Source organism: Pseudomonas flavocrustae, from assembly GCF_029872515.1.
GTDB lineage: Bacteria > Pseudomonadota > Gammaproteobacteria > Pseudomonadales > Pseudomonadaceae > Chryseomonas > Chryseomonas aestiva.
This window is the reverse complement of sequence record NZ_JAPDIQ010000006.1, coordinates 1-15,249: the sequence shown is the minus strand read 5'-3', so window position 1 is coordinate 15,249 and position 15,249 is coordinate 1. Positions and strand designations below refer to the sequence as shown.

Genomic DNA, 15,249 nt, shown 5'->3' with positions numbered 1-15,249 from the left:
GTGGAGAGACCTATGACTGCCCATGAACTTCAGCCGGCCACTTCGGTGCAGGCCATCAGCGCCCGCGTCGACCGCCTGCTACCCGATATCGCCGCCGGCGCCGCGAATCGCGAGCGCGAACGGCAACTGCCGTACGAGGCTATTCGGCAGTTGGCCGAGGCCGGCGTCTATACCCTGCGTATCCCGACCCGCTATGGCGGTCCGGGGGGCCGCGTGCGCGACGTCATCGCACTGCTGCTGCGCATCGCCGCGGCGGACTCCAACGTCGCCCAGGCGCTGCGCCCGGGGTTCGCCTTTCTCGAAGGCCTCCTCGCGGCGCGCCATGACCAGGCGGAGGCGGAGCGGGCCCTCTGGTTTCCCCGCTATCTGGCGGGCGCTGTGCTGGGCAACGCCGGTTGGGAGCTGGGCGGTGCCAATGGCGCCATCGCGGCGCGCCTGGTCGATCACGGCGATCATTACCGCGCCCAGGGCAGCAAGTTCTATAGCACGGGGGCGTTGTTCGCCGACTGGATCAGCGCCGTGGCGCTGGACGAGAACGATCAGCCGGTGTCCTTCGTGCTCCCGCGCGATCGGCCCGGACTGGAGTTGCTGGACGACTTCGATGCCATGGGCCAGCGCCTCACTGCAAGTGGCACCACTCGCCTGAACGAGGTCCGCGTCGAGCGCGACGAGATCCGGCCGCGGACCGTGGAGGAAGGGACCCGCACCATCGTCACGCCGTTCCTGCAGCTATTTCTCGGCACCGTCCTCGCCGGTATCGCGCGCAACGCTCAGGTCGATGCCGAGCGCTTCGCCCGCGAACACGCTCGTCCCATCAAACACAGCAGCGCCAGCCGTTCGGTCGACGACCCCTATGTCGAATGGGCCGTGGGTGATATCGCGGCCCGGGCCTTCGCCGCGGAGGCAGTCGTTCTGCATGCAGCCGACAGCATCGATGCCAGCTGGACGGCCGAACTCGGCGCCGAATCGGTGGAGCAGGCTGCTTTGGGTGTTGCCCAGGCCCAGTACCTGGCCGCTGAACTCGCACTCAGGGCCGCGGAAACGTTGTTCGACGTGGGTGGGGCTTCGACGACCGGGCGCAGTCATAACCTGGATCGCCACTGGCGCAATGCACGGACGGTGGCCAATCACAATCCGCGGCACTGGAAGGCCGCCGCGGTGGGCGCCTGGCGGCTCAAGGGTACGCCATTGCCAACTTCGGGACTGTTTTGACCGTGGCGTCCCTGCGCTTCGTATTGCCTGGCGTTCGGAGCGTTGGACAGACGCCAGGCGACCCTCGTCTGACGCAGTCACTGCAAAAAGTTATTAACCTAGCCGAATACATTATTTATGGTTCTAAACCAGGCTTGCTAGGTTTGACCCATCCTTCTCCTGTCACTGCCGAGGACATCCCATGAGCCGCCCGGATAACGTCGTGGATCTCGCCCGCTATCGGTTGCGCCGCCAGGCGCGGCGACAGGCCGAATGGTTGTGGTTGCTGTACGCCGCCCAGGCCGGCCAGACGGCAGCGATGCTGGTGGCACAACGGAACAGGACCGCTCAGGAGGCCTGACCATGGAGGTCGTCGCGGGTATGGATCACCATGGCGAGGAGAGCCAGGCCCTGGAGACTGCCAGTGCGGACCCGATCTGCACGCGGGTCGCGGGAAATCTGCTTCGCCTGCGTGGCAAGCGCCAGCTGTCTCTCGACGGCCTGGCTCGTCTGTCGGGTGTCAGCCGGGCCATGCTGGCGCAAATCGAAAGCGGCCGCAGCGTGCCCTCGATCAAGGTCTTGAACAAGATTGCCCAGGCCCTCAAGGTCTCGATCGCCGCTTTTCTGGATGCGCGCGATTTCACCGGCGTGGCGCTGCTGCCGGTGCAGCACAGCAAGCGCCTGGTCAGCGCCGACGGCGGCTTCGTCAGTCGGGCGCTGTTTCCCTTCGACGTGTCGCGCCAGGTGGAATTCTACGAGTTGCGACTCGCGGGCCTGGCGGCTGAAACGTCTTCCGGGCATGCGCCCGGCACCCAGGAAAATCTGGTGGTGGCCCAGGGCGTGCTTGAGGTTACCGTGAACGAAGAGCGCTTTCTCGTCGGCACCGGCGATTCCCTGTTGTTCTACGCCGACCAGCCGCACGGCTATCGCAATCCGGCGGCCACCGAGGCGGTGGCCTACCTGGTGTCCATCTACGCCGAACGGCTGGACTGATTCCTGGCATCACGCAATGAAAAAGCCCTCTGGCGTCGGCCAGCGGGCTTTTTTAGTCGCGTGTCGCTCAGCAGGTGCAGCACATCATGGGCATGCCGTTGCAGCTCATCATCATGGGCATGCCGCAGTCCATCATCTTCATCATCAGCATGCAGCCATTCTTGAACAGGTTCAGGTCCATGCCCTGCATCGGCGTCATCATGCAGACCAGCTTGTCACCCTGCAGGGTGCAGTCGAGCATGCACTTCATCGGCGGCAGGTTCATGCCCATCATCGGCATGGCGTTCAGGTTGGCCATCATCGGCATTGCGGCTTCGGACATACCCAGCATCATCAGGTTGCCGCAGTGCATCATCATCGGCATGCCGCAATTCATCATCATGGTCATCATGTCGGCGCTGTTGCGAAACATGGCCATGTCCATGTCCGCGGCGGGCATGACGGTGCAGCGCATGCCATCCTGCTGCATGTCGCACTGCATGACACCCATCATCATGGGCATCCCCATCATCGGCATCATGGCGTTGGTCATCGGCATCTGCATGGCATTCATCATGGTCAGGACTCCTGAAGAGGTAAGCGAGGTTTGGGATCAACTGGCTCGCATTCTAGGAAGAAGTCCGCTCCGGACAAGCCGAGGCGTCAGCAGCACTGCGTGCATTTGCAGCGTGGGCAGGACGAACGCGACATCCTCCCAAGACGTCACAACCCGCAAAGCGCTGCCATGACGACGGATTACCTCGCAACGTCCGACAAACCGCCGTTATGAATATTCGATTTAGTAATTAGCAAATAACCGTTGTGAATAATGGATCTAATCGCTGTCAAGTTTGCAATGCGTCAGGTTTGAATCGTCAGAAAACAGACGCGGATCGGTGGAGAAGGGCCGATCCCCGCCCGTTGCGAGGCGTCAGTCGCCGCTACCGCCCTTCCAATCACCCCCTTCGACGATGACCGCCTGAGGATCGGTGCCATCCGGCAGTTGCGCGCGTACATACCGGTCGTAGAGGGTAAGCAGATAGCGCTCCTGCCCGAGTCGGGTGAGCTCGCCATTAACCCAGTCGCGCAACTCGCTGTTGCCCTTTTTCACCGCCGGAGCGATGGGGGCCTCGGCACCGAGCTTGTCGGGCAGCAGGCGATAGCCGGGGTGCTGCTTGGCCCAGCCGTACAGCACCAGGTTGTCCTGGGCGTAGGCATCGCCGCGGTGGTTGGCCAGTGCCTGGAGAGACTCCGAATTCTTCTCGAATTTGAGCAGCTTCCAGTCCGGGTGGTTGCGGGTCAGCCAGAGGTCCGCGGTGGTGCCGGTGGTCACGATCAACGTCTTGTCCTTTAGATCCTCGAGCTTCTGCGCCGGACTGTCCGCGGGTACCAGCGCCTGGACGGCGACCTTCAGGTTGGGATTAGTGAAATCCACCACCTGCTGGCGCTCGGGGGTGACCGTCATGTTGGCCAGGATCAGATCCACCTTGTCACTCTGCAGGAAGGGAATCCGGCTGGCCGGCTCGACGCTGACGAATTCCACCTTGCGCTCGTCGCCCAGCAAGTCCTTGGCGAAACGTTTGGCTAGATCGGTATCGAAGCCAACGTACTGGCCTTTCTCGTCGACGAAGCCGAAGGGCGGCTTGTCGCTGAAAACCCCTACGATCAACTTGTCGCGGGCCTTGATGGTCGCCAAGGAGCCTTGGTCGGCGGGAGCCGCAGTTGGCGCCTTGGCGGTGGATGCGTTGTCGCACCCCGCCAGCAGGCCAAGGGCGAGCAGGGGGAGGGCTAGGGTGGATCTCAAGGTCACGAGACTTTCCTTCTGGGCAGGTTTTCCATGAAAGAGAATCGCTCCAGGAACTGGCGAGCCCGAGGGCTCCGCGGTGCACTGAAGAAACTCTCGGGGTCGCTCTCTTCGGCGATACGTCCGGCATCCATGAACAGGATGCGATCCGCCACCGCACGGGCGAAGGCCAGTTCGTGGGTGACGATAAGCAGGGTCATGCCGGCGCCGGCCAGGTCGAGGATGACTTCCAGCACCTCCTTGACCATTTCCGGATCCAGCGCCGCGGTCACCTCGTCGAACAGCAGCGCCCGGGGGTTCATGCACAGGGCGCGGACGATGGCGATCCGCTGTTGCTGGCCGCCGGAGAGCTCACGGGGCCAGGCCTCGGCCTTGTGCGCCAAGCCCACTCGCGCCAGCAGGGTGCGGGCCTGTTCCTCGGCCTCGGCGCGGGGCCGCCGCTGCACCTTGAGTGGTCCCAGCAGCAGATTGTCGAGTACCCGCAGATGCGGGAAGAGGTGATAGCTCTGGAACACCATGCCCACTTGCTGACGGACCTCGCGCCAGTCGCTGCGCGCGTCGAGCGGACGGCCGGCGAAAGCGAGGGTACCGCTGTCAGCCTGTTCCAGGCCGTTGAGACAGCGCAGCAGGGTGCTCTTGCCGCAGCCGCTGGGCCCGAGGATCACCACCACCTCACCCTCGCGCACGCTGAGGTCGATGTCGTTGAGTACCGGGATGCCTTGATAGGCCTTGTTGAAGCCGGACAGCTGGAGTAGCGGATTCATGTGTGGTTCCAACGCCGTTCCAACGCGCGCGAGGCACAGGACAGCGGATAGCAGAGCAGGAAGAAAAACACGAACAGGAAGCCGTAAAGGGTGACCGATTCGTAGGTACGCTCGATGATCTGTTGGCTGACCTTGGTGACGTCGACCACGCCGATCAGCACGGTCAGGGAGCTGGTCTTGATGATCCGGGTATGGACGTTGATCACACCGGGCGTCAGGCGCTTGAGGCCCTGTGGCAGCAGCACCCAGCGATAGAGCTGGGCGGTGTCGAGCCCTATCGCTAGCCCTGCCTCGCGCTGGCCGGACGGCAGGGAGGCGAGGGCGCCCCGGACCACCTCGCCGATCTCGGTGGCCCCCCACAGGCCGAGTACCAGCACCGCGCACCAGAACGCCGGCAAGTCGATGCCGAGCAGCAGTGGCAGACCGAAGAAGCCGAGGTACAGCCAGACCAGCACCGGGATGGCGCGGAACAGTTCCAGGTAGCTACGCAGCAGGAGGTCCAGCCAGGGCCGCCGCAGGCTACGTCCGATGCCGTAGGCCAGGCCCAGAACGCTGGCCAGCAAGATGGCGCCGCTGGCGATGGCCAGGGTGCGGCCCGCTCCCGCCGCCAGTTGTGGCGCGGCCTGCCACAGCAGTTCAAAACCCGTAATGGCCACGCTGCAGCCTCCGTTCCAGGGCACCGAGCAGCAATGACAGCGGCAGGAAAAGCAACAGGCAGATGCCGGTCAGCACGGCCAGCATTTCGTAGGTGCGGTAGTAGAGGGCGATATAGTTCTTGGTGGTGTATAGCAGTTCCGGCACTGCCACGGCGGACACGACGGTGGTTTCCTTGAGCAGGAAGATGGCGTTGGCGCACAGCGCCGGCAGGCTGAAGATTCCCGCCTGGGGCAACACCACAAAGCGCAATAACTGAAGCCGTGAGAGACCTATGGCGCGGCCCGATTCGAGCTGGCTGTTCGGTACCGCTTCGATCCCTGCGCGCAGCACCTCGGTGAGATAGGCGCCGCCGAGGAACGTCATGGCGATCAGGGCGGCGGCGAAACCGGAGATCTGGACGCCCAGGCTAGGCAGGGCGAAGTAGATGAAGAACAGCTGGATGAGTAGCGGCGTGTTGCGCGCCAACTCCACGTAGCTGCGGACCAGTATCCGCGTCCCGGGGACCGCCAGCACCAGCAGGGCATTGTTCACCACGGCCACCAGTAAGGCGGCAACGCTGGCCAGCAGCCCCACCTGCAGGGTGACCAGTACCGCACGGCCGAAGGCGGGCAGGGTGGAGAGGGCAAAGGCGTAATCGAAGGTCATGGTCGGGCCTCGCGGGCATCCAGCCAAAGACAAACCTTCCTTGAAACAAGCCAAACCTGGGGCACTGCGGTGATCTCTGCGTAAAAGGCCTTGTAGCCTAAAGGCAGACTTTTGCTTCGCTTAAGATTTCTAAGGCATAAACTTAGAAGAGTGCCAGGCTGGCGCCTGATACTGCGTGTCGTGCACAGTAACGCGCGAATTCATATAGCCGGAGGCGCTTCGTTACTAGGGGTGAAAGTTACCCCTGAAGTGCCAGTCGGATAGGTGCTTTCCATAACCTCGCGTGGCTGGATAGTCCCACTGGCTCATTCCTGTTCATTGCGCTGAAGTTGGCGGGAAATCGACTGGATTACGTTGGCGCCGGACGCCTTATAAAGTCGCCGGCATCTGACTGCCGTTCCAACTCTCGTAGGCATCCGTAAGCGGCTATCAGGGTCAACGTCGCTCCTCGCTCTCACTTTCAAGGACGGACTTCCGTATGTATCGCTCGCTGCTCGTTGCCGCGCTGTGCCTCAATCTGCTTGGCTGCGCCAATAGTCATCTTCCGGCAGCTCCCCGGGCGGAGGAGCCCGGCGCCACCTTAATCGGGGATAGCTCACGACCACCCGAGGCCCGCTGGGTCCGTACCGAGCTCTATCTGTCGTTGGGGCCGCAACGTCCGGTCGAGCGTCAGGTATCCGCTCAGCGTTGGCAGGCCTTCCTGGACCAGGAGATTACCGCTCGCTTCCCCGATGGCTTCACCGTGCTGGACGCCTACGGCCAATGGCGCGATCGCGGTGCTACAGAGCCGGAACGGCTCGCCACCAAGGTACTGGTGATCCTGCATGAGGACACGGCGGCGCGGCGCCAGGACCTGTCCGCCGTCCGCCTGGCGTGGAAGCGGCTGACCGGCGATCTTTCCGTGCTCGCCGTTTCGCAGCCGGCCGCCGTGTCTTTTTGAGGCCTTGCGTCAGAAGGTGTAGGTCGCCCGGGTGTAGTAATAGGCGCCGTTGCTGCCGATGGGAGAGAGCACGTCGTAGGGCAGGTTACCGCCGTAGTTGATCTCGGCGCTGGAGCGTTCCGGATACTTGTCCAGCAGGTTGTAGCCACCCAGGGCCACGGCGAACTGCTTGGTCACGCGATACTCGGCCTCCGCGTCCAGCTGCCAGCGGGCGCCGTAGGACTGCTCCGCGAAGGCGAACACCCGCTTGGTCTTGCCATGGCGAGTAAGGCGGCCGAGCAGGCTCCAGCGGTCGTCCGCCCAGCGACTGGAGAAGATGAATCTCTGGCTGGGCGCCGCATCGGTGAGCGTGTTGCGCTCCGCGGCGCCTACCAGCACGTCCGAGCCGATCCCCAGGGCGGCCAGCTGCGTCGGCGTGGCCGCGGTGTCCACCACGCGGGTGCGCGAATAGCTATAGGCGGCGGTGAGGGTCAGATTGCCGCCCAGCAGTGGCTGCCGGTAGTTGCCCACCAGTTCCGCCCCCTTGGTGCTGGTGTCGACCGCATTGGTGAAGAAGGTCAGGTCGTGGATACCGGCGATGCCGTAGTTGTCGGCGATCCAGCTTTCCAGGGCATCGCTGCCGAATTGCTCGGACAGGGTGATGCGGTCCTTGATATCGATGCGATAGACATCGAGGGAGAAGTCCAGGCGCTCGCTGGCTTGGAAGGTAAGGCCGAGACTCGCGTTGGTCGAGGTTTCCGGCTTGAGATCCTCGGCCCCGAGGGCTCGGGCGATGGGGTTGTTTACCGCCAGGGTACGCACGTCCACCAGATTCTGAGCGTCGTCGTAGTTGCTGGTGGTGCTCTGGTAGCCCTTCTACGCCAGGGAGGGCGCGCGGAAGTTGTTGGACAGGGCGCCGCGCAGCGCCACCCGATCGGTCAGGCGGTAGCGGCCGCTGAGCTTGCCGGTGAGCTTGCTGCCGGCATCGCTGTAGCGTTCGAAACGCGCGGCGGCGTCGACGAACAGCCGGTCGGTCAGGTCGCCGGAGATATCCAGGTAAAGGCCGAAGACGTCGCGCTGCAGCTCCGCCTCGTCGTCCGGCCGCAGGCCATTGCCGCCCACCGCGCCGGTGCCGTACCAGGAGCCCAGCTCCCCTGCCTGGGAGGTGAAGCCCTCGTGGCGGTATTCGCCGCCCACGGCGAAGAGGAAATCTCGCTCCAGCAGGCGGAAGTCATGGGTGAGGTCCAGGTTGGCGACGGTCTGCGCCAGCGCGTATTCGCCGCGGTCGAAACGGCTGCCGCTATCGGCGAGGTCCGGGTTGAGGGTGCGGCGCACGCCGGATTCGTAGCGGTTGCGGCCATGGGTGAGGCTGGTGTCGTAGTCCCAGCCGGCGCCCAGCGCGCCCTTGAAGCCAGCGGTCAGGGAGGTGTCGTGGATCTGCGCCAGCGTCTGCGGTAGGAAGCCATCGGGGTAGCGCTGGGGGTACTCGTAGTCGTAGCGGAAGAAGTTGGCGCCGGTGCTGTCGCGTTGGCTGTAGGTGCCGAACAGATAGACGGTGCCAGCGGCCAGCGGCAGTTCGCTGTTTAGCCAGGTTTAAAGATTGCGCGAGCTGCCGTCGCCCATGACGTAGTTGCGCTGGCCGATGGCTTGGTTGCCGGCGTTCCAGCCGGTGTTGTCATAACCGGCGCGATTGGTGGGATTGCGGTCGTCGTATTCGGCGCCGAAGCGGGCGAAGCCGCCGGCTTCGCCAAGCTTGGTACCCAGCTTGGCACTGCTGGTCGAGGTCTGGCCGTCGGTCGTGGTCTTGCCAATGGCCCGCTGATGAGTGTGATAGGCGCCATAGGTGGTGCTCAGCTCTCCACCCTGGTCGGCATCGTCGAGGATGATGTTGACTACCCCGGCGATGGCGTCCGAGCCGTACTGGGCGCCGGCGCCATCGCGCAGCACCTCGATGCGCTTGATGGCGCTGATCGGGATGGCGTTGAAGTCCACCGGCGCGGTGCCACGACCGATCTTCGAGGAATCGGCCACCAGTGCCGAGGTGTGGCGGCGCTTGCCATTGACCAGTACCAGTACCTGATCCGGGCTCAGGCCGCGCAGTTGGGCGGCGCGGACGTGGTCGGCACCGCCCGAGTTGGACTGGCGGGGAAAGTTGAACGAAGGCAGTAGCGTCTGCAACGCCTGGCCGAGCTCACCGCCCACCACGCCGGCGGCCTTCAGGTCCTCCGCGGTCAGCACATCCACGGGCACCGGCGAATCGAGCAGCGTGCGGTTCTTCGCGCGGGTACCGGTCACCAGCACGGTATCGAGCTTGGCGATGCCGTCGATGGGCTCTTCGGCGAAGGCCGGCAGGGGGACCAGGGCGGATAAAACGGCGGAACTGAACAGGGATCGAGGTAACACGGGCAACACTCCTGATCGCCGGGCGGCGTCACTGCCGTCACGAGGATTATTGGAGACCGGGGCGGACGCGACCGGTCGACAGTCATTCCCCGGAGACCGCGGCCAGTACGACCGAACCACGCAGTCGCACGTCGCCAGGGAGCCGGGCGACTTTAACGAGACTTGTTGGCGACAGGTAAATAGCGAAAAGCGAGTCGCTTATATTAAGGAAAGCTGTTTGGCAAAGAACAACTGTTGTTGTTGCAACAGCAAGGTCATGGCGCTGTTTAATAGCATTCACCAGTGGCCTCGGGCGATTATCAGCATCGGCTCGATCCGTTCTGAAGTTGATCCTTGTGCAGGCATATCAACTGCCCCGGTAATGGACTCATAAGCCTTTGCAATTGAAAAAAGCGTATGACCATATTCCCACTGACTATTTAGCACGGTCGCCGACGGTGAATTAAGGTGTGCCACCTCGTCGATGGAGTAGGACATGGCTGAACCTTCCAGGATTGCGTTGCGCGATCTGCATTTCAGTTTCGCCGACAAGCCGATCCTGCACGGCCTCGACTTGGACCTGCGGGCTGGCACCCTGACCGGGTTGCTCGGTTCCAACGGCGCCGGCAAGTCCACGCTGGTGCGGATTCTCTGCGGTGGTTATCGACCGACCCAGGGTGAATTGCTCGTCGACGGGCGCCCCCAACGTTTCACCTCGCCTGCCGCCGCGCGCCGCGCCGGTATCGTCGCGGTGCAACAAAGCGTGGACGACGGCATCGTCCCCACCTTGAGCGTGGCCGAAAACCTGTGTCTGGATCGGCTCTGCCAGGGACCGGGCCTGGGTCATGATCGGCGCCGTTTGACGCGGGAAGCAGCGGCCATCGCCGCCACCCTAGACCTGCAGTTACCGCTCGCCGCATCCGTGGATCAACTGGGCCAGGCTGATCGGCAACTGCTGATACTGGCCCGCGCCGTCGCCGCCCAGCCGCGCCTGCTGATCCTCGACGAGCCCACCGCGGCCTTGTCGTCCCAGGAGGCGGGGCGGCTGTTCGGTCTGCTCGACCGCCTGCGTGAGGCGGGCGTCGCCATTCTCTATATTTCCCATCGGCTGACCGATCTGCAGCGCCTCGCCGATCGCCTGCTGGTGCTGAGGGACGGCCGACTGACCGGCGACTTCGCTAGGCCCCTGGACTTCGCTGCGGCACTGGAGGCCATGCTGGGCCAGCCCCTGGAACAGCGCCTGCCAACCCCGCGCGCGGCCGGTCCTGTGGTACTGACGGCGCAGGCGCTGCAGCTGGCGCCGGACGTTGCACCTTTCGATCTGCACCTGGCCCAGGGCGAGGTGGTCGCCCTGACCGGGCTGCTCGGCGCCGGCAAGAGCCGGCTCGCCGAAACGCTATTCGGGCTGCGGCGCCCCGTCGCCGGACGGCTGGAGCTGGATGGCCGGCCCTGGCGGCCCCAGGACCCGGGCGCCGCCATCAATCAGGGCGTGTTCTTCGCTGGCGAAGACCGTAGGCGCAGCTCGTTGGTCCCCGGCTTCACCGTGCGGCAGAGCATGACCTTGCCCTTCCTGCGTCGTTTTTCCCGGCGCGGCCTGCTCCGTCAACGTGACGAAGCCGCTGCCGCCTGGACCCAGGTCCGGGCGCTGGGCATCAAGACCGCCGATGTCGAACAGGACATTGCCACGCTATCCGGCGGCAACCAGCAGAAGGTGGTCCTGGCGCGCTGGCTGCTGGCGCCGGCCCGCCTGCTAATTCTGGACGAACCCTTCCAGGGCGTGGACGTCCAGTCGCGCCGCGACATCGGCGCCCGAATCCGTGCCACGGCGGACGCACGCGCCACCCTGGTGATCTGCACCGATCCCGATGAGGCCCTGGAGATCGCCGACCGGATACTGGTGATGCGCGACGCGCGGGTGGTAGCCCATTTCAGCCGCCAGGGGGTCGATAGAGCCACCCTGGTGGAGCAACTCACTCAGCTCACCGAACTGGAGCACGCATGAGCGATCTCGTCGATTCCGCCCGCCCGGCGCCCACCGCCCCGCGTGCTCTCGCACTGAGCCAATTGGCCACGCGCTACGGGCTGCTGCTGATCCTGGGTCTGCTGCTGATCCTGTTCGGCGCCCTGGAGCCCGCGTTCCTGCGCCCTGGCAACCTGTTCAGCATCCTGCTGTCGGTCTCCGTCGTCGCGCTGCTTGCCCTGGGGGTGACCGTCACCATGGCTGCCGGTGGCCTGGACCTGTCCATCGGCGCGGTGGCGGCCATGAGCCTGATGATTTCCAGCTACGTGCTGGTGGTGCTCGACTGGGGCACCACCGCGGCGCTCCTGCTGGCGCTGGGCGGCGGTGCCCTGGTGGGCCTGCTCAATGGCTGACTGATCGTTCGGATGCGCATTCCCGACATTCTTGCCACCCTGGGCAGCATGTTCCTGGTGCTCGGCCTGCAGCTGATCCCCAGTGCCGGCAACTCCATCGCCGTGGGCATGACCCTGGCGAATGGCGACGAGGCGCCTGGCAGCTTTCCGCCGGCCTTCCTCGCCCTCGGACGGGCCCGTTGGTTCGACCTGATCCCGGTGCCCGTGGTGGTCACCGCGGCGGTAGCCCTGGTGATCTGGCTGCTGCTGGAGCGGACCCGCCACGGGCGCCTGTTCTACGCCATCGGCGGCAACGAACAGGCGGCGCGACTGGCCGGCGCTGCGGTGGGGCGTTACCGGGTATTGGCCTACGTCCTCTCCGCGGTACTCGCCGCCCTGGGTGGAGTCTTGCTGGCCGCGCGCCTCGGACGTGGCGATGTCAGCTCGGGCAACAGCCTGGTACTCGATGCCCTGGGCGCGGCGCTGATCGGCTTCGCGGTGCTGGGCGCGCGCAAGCCCAACGCCTTCGGCACCTTGATCGGCGCCTTGCTGATCGCCGTATTGCTCAACGGCCTGACCATGCTCAACGCCCCTTACTACACCCAGGATTTCGTCAAGGGACTGGTCCTGGTCCTGGCCCTGGTCTTCACCTTCGGCTTCGCGCGCGAACGCCGCTAGCCTCGTCTACGACAAAGGAACACCCGCTATGCGCAAATGGCTTCGCCCCTTCGTCCTGAGTCTCGCCTGCTTCACCGCCGTGCCAGCCCTCGCCACGGGCGCGCCTGGTGCACCGCCACCCTTCGACAAGGGGCAGGTCAAGCTGGCCCTGGTCGCCTATCTGACCGCCGGTGACTTCTTCCAGGCCTTCCAGCGTGGCGTCGAGCGGCAGGCCAAGGCCGTGGGTGCCGACCTGAGGGTGTTCGACGCGCGCCAGGACGCGGTGCGCCAGCGCGAGCAGCTGGAGCAGGCCATCGACCTGGGGGTGGATGGCATCCTGGTCGGCCTGGGCCTGCCCGAGACCCTGCGAGATACCGTGGCCAAGGCCCAGGCCAAGGGCATCAAGGTGGTGGCCTTCGATATCGACCTCCAGGTACCGGGCGTGACCCAGGTCGTCCAGGATCATCGGCAACTGGCGCGCCTGGTATTGGGCCAGGCGCTTAAGGACAACGGCGAACACTTCCAGGCCGGAGTGGCCTACGTGCCCGGCTTTACCCCCATGGAGCAACGCTTCGAGATCTGGGAAGCCGTCAAGCGCGACCACCCGGGGATCGTCGAGCAGGCTCGTTTCGGCAGCATGACCGCGCCCATCCCCAACTCCATCGCCAATGCCGCCGGCGCCGTGCTGCGCGCTCATCCGGACATCTCGGTGTTCTTCGCGCCTTACGACGAATTCGCCAAGGGCGTGAAGCTCGCCGTGGACGAGGCCGGTCGCAACAAGACGACGCGCATCTACAGCGCCGATATCTCCACGGCCGACATCCAGGCCATGACCGAGCCTGACAGCGCCTGGGTGGCCACCGCCGCGGTGAATGCCGAGACCGCCGGTGCCATCAGCCTGCGCACCCTGGCGCGGCGGCTGACGGGTGAAGAGCAGGGCGCCCAGGTACTGGTACCGCCCACGCTGATCACCCGTCAGCTGCTGCTGGATCTGCAGGTGCGCAACCTCAAGCAACTGGCCGAGAAGCTACCGGGCTTCCGCGACGACGGCCAGGTGGCCGGATCGGCCTGGATTCCGCTGCCGCGGTAGGGTGCCCTAAGGCACCACCGTCGCCGGATAGACCGCGTCCTGGATACGGATGGCGTGCGGGATCAAGCCCAGTCCCTGGAAGGTATCAGCCAGACGCTGCTGTTCCGCGACGATAGCGGGGGTGATGGCCACGGCGTTGTAGTTGCGTCTGCTGCTGGCCACCTCCAGGGTGCTGGCGTCGATACCCAGTTGCGGCGCGAGCAGTTGCGCGACGTCCTTGGGATGGGCATTGGCCCAGGTGCTGGCCTTGGCCAATTCGCTGAAGAAGGTGTGGAGCAGGGCGCGGTGGGTGTCGGCGAAGGCAGCGGTGGAGAGATAGAAGGTGCGGTTGTTGGTCAGCCCCTCGCCGTCGCGCAGGTTACGGACCGGCTGCTTTTGCTCGGCGGCGGCGAGGAAGGGGTCCCAGAGGGTAGCAGCGGCCACACTGCCGGATTGCAGGGCGGCCACGGCATCGGCTGCATTGGACACGTACGCCGGCTGGATGTCTTTGTAGCTCAGTCCAGCCTGTTGCAACGCCACTGCCAGCAGATACTGGGCATTCCAGCCGCGGCCAGTGGCGACGCGTTGTCCCTTGAGACCGGCGACGTCGGTAATCGGCGAATCCTTGCTGACCAGAATACCGATGCCCTTCGGATAGGGCTGTTCGGCGGCCAGGTAGACCACCGGCTTGCCGGCGGCCTGGGCGAAAACCGAGGGTGCATCCGCCGCATGGCCGAGGTCGATGGCACCGGTACTCATGGCTTCGAGCAACTGCGGACCGGCCGCGAATTCGTACCAGGCGACCCGGATGCCCTCCGGCGCCAGGGCTCGCTCCAAGGCGCCGGTACTCTTGAGGATGTTGAGGCTGTTGAACTTCTGGTAGCCGATGCGCAGGGTCTGCTCGGCCTGGGCGGAGCCCGTGAAGATCATGACGGCGAACAGGGCAACGGTGAGGCGGCGGAGCAGGGTGAGCGGGGTCATGGGGCGTCCTTGCGGGAAAGGTGATCGACGAGTCAATCGGTCAGAAGTTCTTTATGGCAGGGGCATTCAACCGAGTGCAGGTTGTAAAGGCGGGTGTCTTGTTTCGTCAATCAAAAGCCCATCTACATATTAGATAAAAAAGAAATAAGGATAGTTGGACGGCGTTCAGGCTACGGTTGGAAATCAATCTCTAGACGTCGTGCGCTATACCTTTTGAATTTGCCTTTTAAGCGGTTTCCACCTGTGCTCGGCAAAATTCTCTCCTCCGTGCGCGATAGCATTTTTTTAATAACTTTTCGTTCGCCTGTGCGCGAAATAAGTTACTTCGATACGGCTAGCGAGTTCTGCATCATCGCACTCCCTTGGCAATTTTATTGGCTGCCCAGGTCAATCCGTAGAGGAAGGAACTTCGTTCATGGCGAATCTTCAGGCTGCTCGCGCCGCACCGGCGTGGTCGGCTACGCCCCCCGAACCCAGCCCCGTTGTCGGCGCCGCCAGCCCGCTGGCGCTGGCCGAGTTCACCCACGATCAGCGACCCCGCCCCTCGCTCAAGCGCCCCGAAGCCTTGGCCTTGCTGGCCCTGGCGGTGGCCTTGCACGGCGCGGTCTTCTACTGGCTCGCCCGGCAGCCAGAAACGGTGCTGCCGGAAGTGCCGCCACAGATACCGCCGATGACCATCGAGTTCGCCGCGCCGGCGCCACCGGTAGTGGAGACACCACCCCCTGAACCGCCGCCGCTGCCCGAGCCGGTGGTACAGGCGCCGGAACCGCCGCCACCGGTGGTGGACGAGCTGGCGGCCAAGCCCGCGCCGCCTAAGCCCAAACCCGTGGTCAGGCACCCACCCAAGCCCAAACCC

General features: G+C 64.6%; 13 protein-coding genes and 3 pseudogenes. 8 read left to right on the top strand and 8 right to left on the bottom strand.

Features of this window, described 5'->3' with window-relative positions:
* Nucleotides 1-12 precede the first annotated feature (12 nt).
* The 3 genes from OMP44_RS14185 (at nt 13) to OMP44_RS14175 (ending at nt 2,184) form a co-directional block, all read left to right on the top strand.
* On the top strand, nt 13-1,212 hold the full coding sequence (locus OMP44_RS14185; protein WP_280309053.1) for an acyl-CoA dehydrogenase family protein: 1,200 nt from the start codon (nt 13-15) through the stop codon (nt 1,210-1,212).
* 181 nt (nt 1,213-1,393) lie between these two features.
* On the top strand, nt 1,394-1,552 hold the full coding sequence (locus OMP44_RS14180) for a hypothetical protein (protein WP_280309051.1): 159 nt from the start codon (nt 1,394-1,396) through the stop codon (nt 1,550-1,552).
* Nucleotides 1,553-1,572: 20 nt separating this feature from the next.
* Nucleotides 1,573-2,184: a helix-turn-helix domain-containing protein gene (locus OMP44_RS14175; protein WP_280309603.1), complete on the top strand. Its 612-nt coding sequence runs from the start codon at nt 1,573-1,575 to the stop codon at nt 2,182-2,184.
* A 67-nt stretch (nt 2,185-2,251) separates the two neighbouring features.
* Here OMP44_RS14175 and OMP44_RS14170 read toward each other — a convergent pair whose 3' ends face one another.
* The 5 genes from OMP44_RS14170 to OMP44_RS14150 all read right to left on the bottom strand — a co-directional run bounded on the left by OMP44_RS14170 (nt 2,252) and on the right by OMP44_RS14150 (nt 6,033).
* Nucleotides 2,252-2,740, bottom strand: coding sequence for a hypothetical protein (locus OMP44_RS14170; protein WP_280309049.1), 489 nt, complete (start codon nt 2,738-2,740; stop codon nt 2,252-2,254).
* Nucleotides 2,741-3,094: 354 nt separating this feature from the next.
* Entirely contained in the window at nt 3,095-3,973 is an 879-nt protein-coding gene (locus tag OMP44_RS14165; RefSeq protein WP_280309047.1) for a transporter substrate-binding domain-containing protein, read from the bottom strand.
* Nucleotides 3,970-4,731 (bottom strand): amino acid ABC transporter ATP-binding protein, encoded by a 762-nt coding sequence (locus tag OMP44_RS14160; RefSeq protein WP_280309045.1) that lies wholly within the window; start codon nt 4,729-4,731, stop codon nt 3,970-3,972. Before OMP44_RS14160 ends, OMP44_RS14165 begins: the two co-directional genes overlap by 4 nt.
* Nucleotides 4,728-5,387 (bottom strand): amino acid ABC transporter permease, encoded by a 660-nt coding sequence (locus tag OMP44_RS14155; RefSeq protein WP_280309043.1) that lies wholly within the window; start codon nt 5,385-5,387, stop codon nt 4,728-4,730. Before OMP44_RS14155 ends, OMP44_RS14160 begins: the two co-directional genes overlap by 4 nt.
* On the bottom strand, nt 5,368-6,033 hold the full coding sequence (locus tag OMP44_RS14150) for an amino acid ABC transporter permease (protein ID WP_280309041.1): 666 nt from the start codon (nt 6,031-6,033) through the stop codon (nt 5,368-5,370). The genes OMP44_RS14155 and OMP44_RS14150 overlap by 20 nt, the downstream gene beginning before the upstream one ends.
* A gap of 478 nt (nt 6,034-6,511) precedes the next feature.
* Here OMP44_RS14150 and OMP44_RS14145 point away from each other — a divergent pair, with 478 nt between their 5' ends.
* Nucleotides 6,512-6,973 (top strand): DUF3574 domain-containing protein, encoded by a 462-nt coding sequence (locus tag OMP44_RS14145; RefSeq protein ID WP_280309039.1) that lies wholly within the window; start codon nt 6,512-6,514, stop codon nt 6,971-6,973.
* A gap of 9 nt (nt 6,974-6,982) precedes the next feature.
* Here the strand turns inward: OMP44_RS14145 and OMP44_RS14140 are convergent.
* Both OMP44_RS14140 and OMP44_RS14135 read right to left on the bottom strand, forming a co-directional pair.
* A pseudogene (locus OMP44_RS14140) lies at nt 6,983-9,361 on the bottom strand (TonB-dependent receptor plug domain-containing protein).
* 270 nt (nt 9,362-9,631) lie between these two features.
* Nucleotides 9,632-9,832, bottom strand: coding sequence for a hypothetical protein (locus OMP44_RS14135; protein WP_280309037.1), 201 nt, complete (start codon nt 9,830-9,832; stop codon nt 9,632-9,634).
* Between OMP44_RS14135 and OMP44_RS14130 the strand changes: the two genes are divergently transcribed.
* The 3 genes and pseudogenes from OMP44_RS14130 (at nt 9,831) to OMP44_RS14115 (ending at nt 13,433) form a co-directional block, all read left to right on the top strand.
* Complete coding sequence (locus OMP44_RS14130) at nt 9,831-11,336, top strand: sugar ABC transporter ATP-binding protein (RefSeq protein WP_280309035.1); 1,506 nt, start codon at nt 9,831-9,833, stop codon at nt 11,334-11,336. The genes OMP44_RS14135 and OMP44_RS14130 overlap by 2 nt on opposite strands.
* Nucleotides 11,333-12,364, top strand: a pseudogene (locus OMP44_RS14120) (ABC transporter permease). Before OMP44_RS14130 ends, OMP44_RS14120 begins: the two are co-directional and overlap by 4 nt.
* A gap of 28 nt (nt 12,365-12,392) precedes the next feature.
* Nucleotides 12,393-13,433, top strand: a complete 1,041-nt coding sequence (locus tag OMP44_RS14115; protein WP_280309029.1) for a substrate-binding domain-containing protein — start codon at nt 12,393-12,395, stop codon at nt 13,431-13,433.
* Between the two features lie 6 nt (nt 13,434-13,439).
* Here OMP44_RS14115 and OMP44_RS14110 read toward each other — a convergent pair whose 3' ends face one another.
* Nucleotides 13,440-14,342, bottom strand: coding sequence for an aliphatic sulfonate ABC transporter substrate-binding protein (locus tag OMP44_RS14110; RefSeq protein WP_280309601.1), 903 nt, complete (start codon nt 14,340-14,342; stop codon nt 13,440-13,442).
* A 466-nt stretch (nt 14,343-14,808) separates the two neighbouring features.
* On the opposite strand from OMP44_RS14110, the pseudogene OMP44_RS14105 reads away from it, so the two are divergent.
* A pseudogene (locus tag OMP44_RS14105) lies at nt 14,809-15,249 on the top strand (energy transducer TonB); the annotation flags it as partial.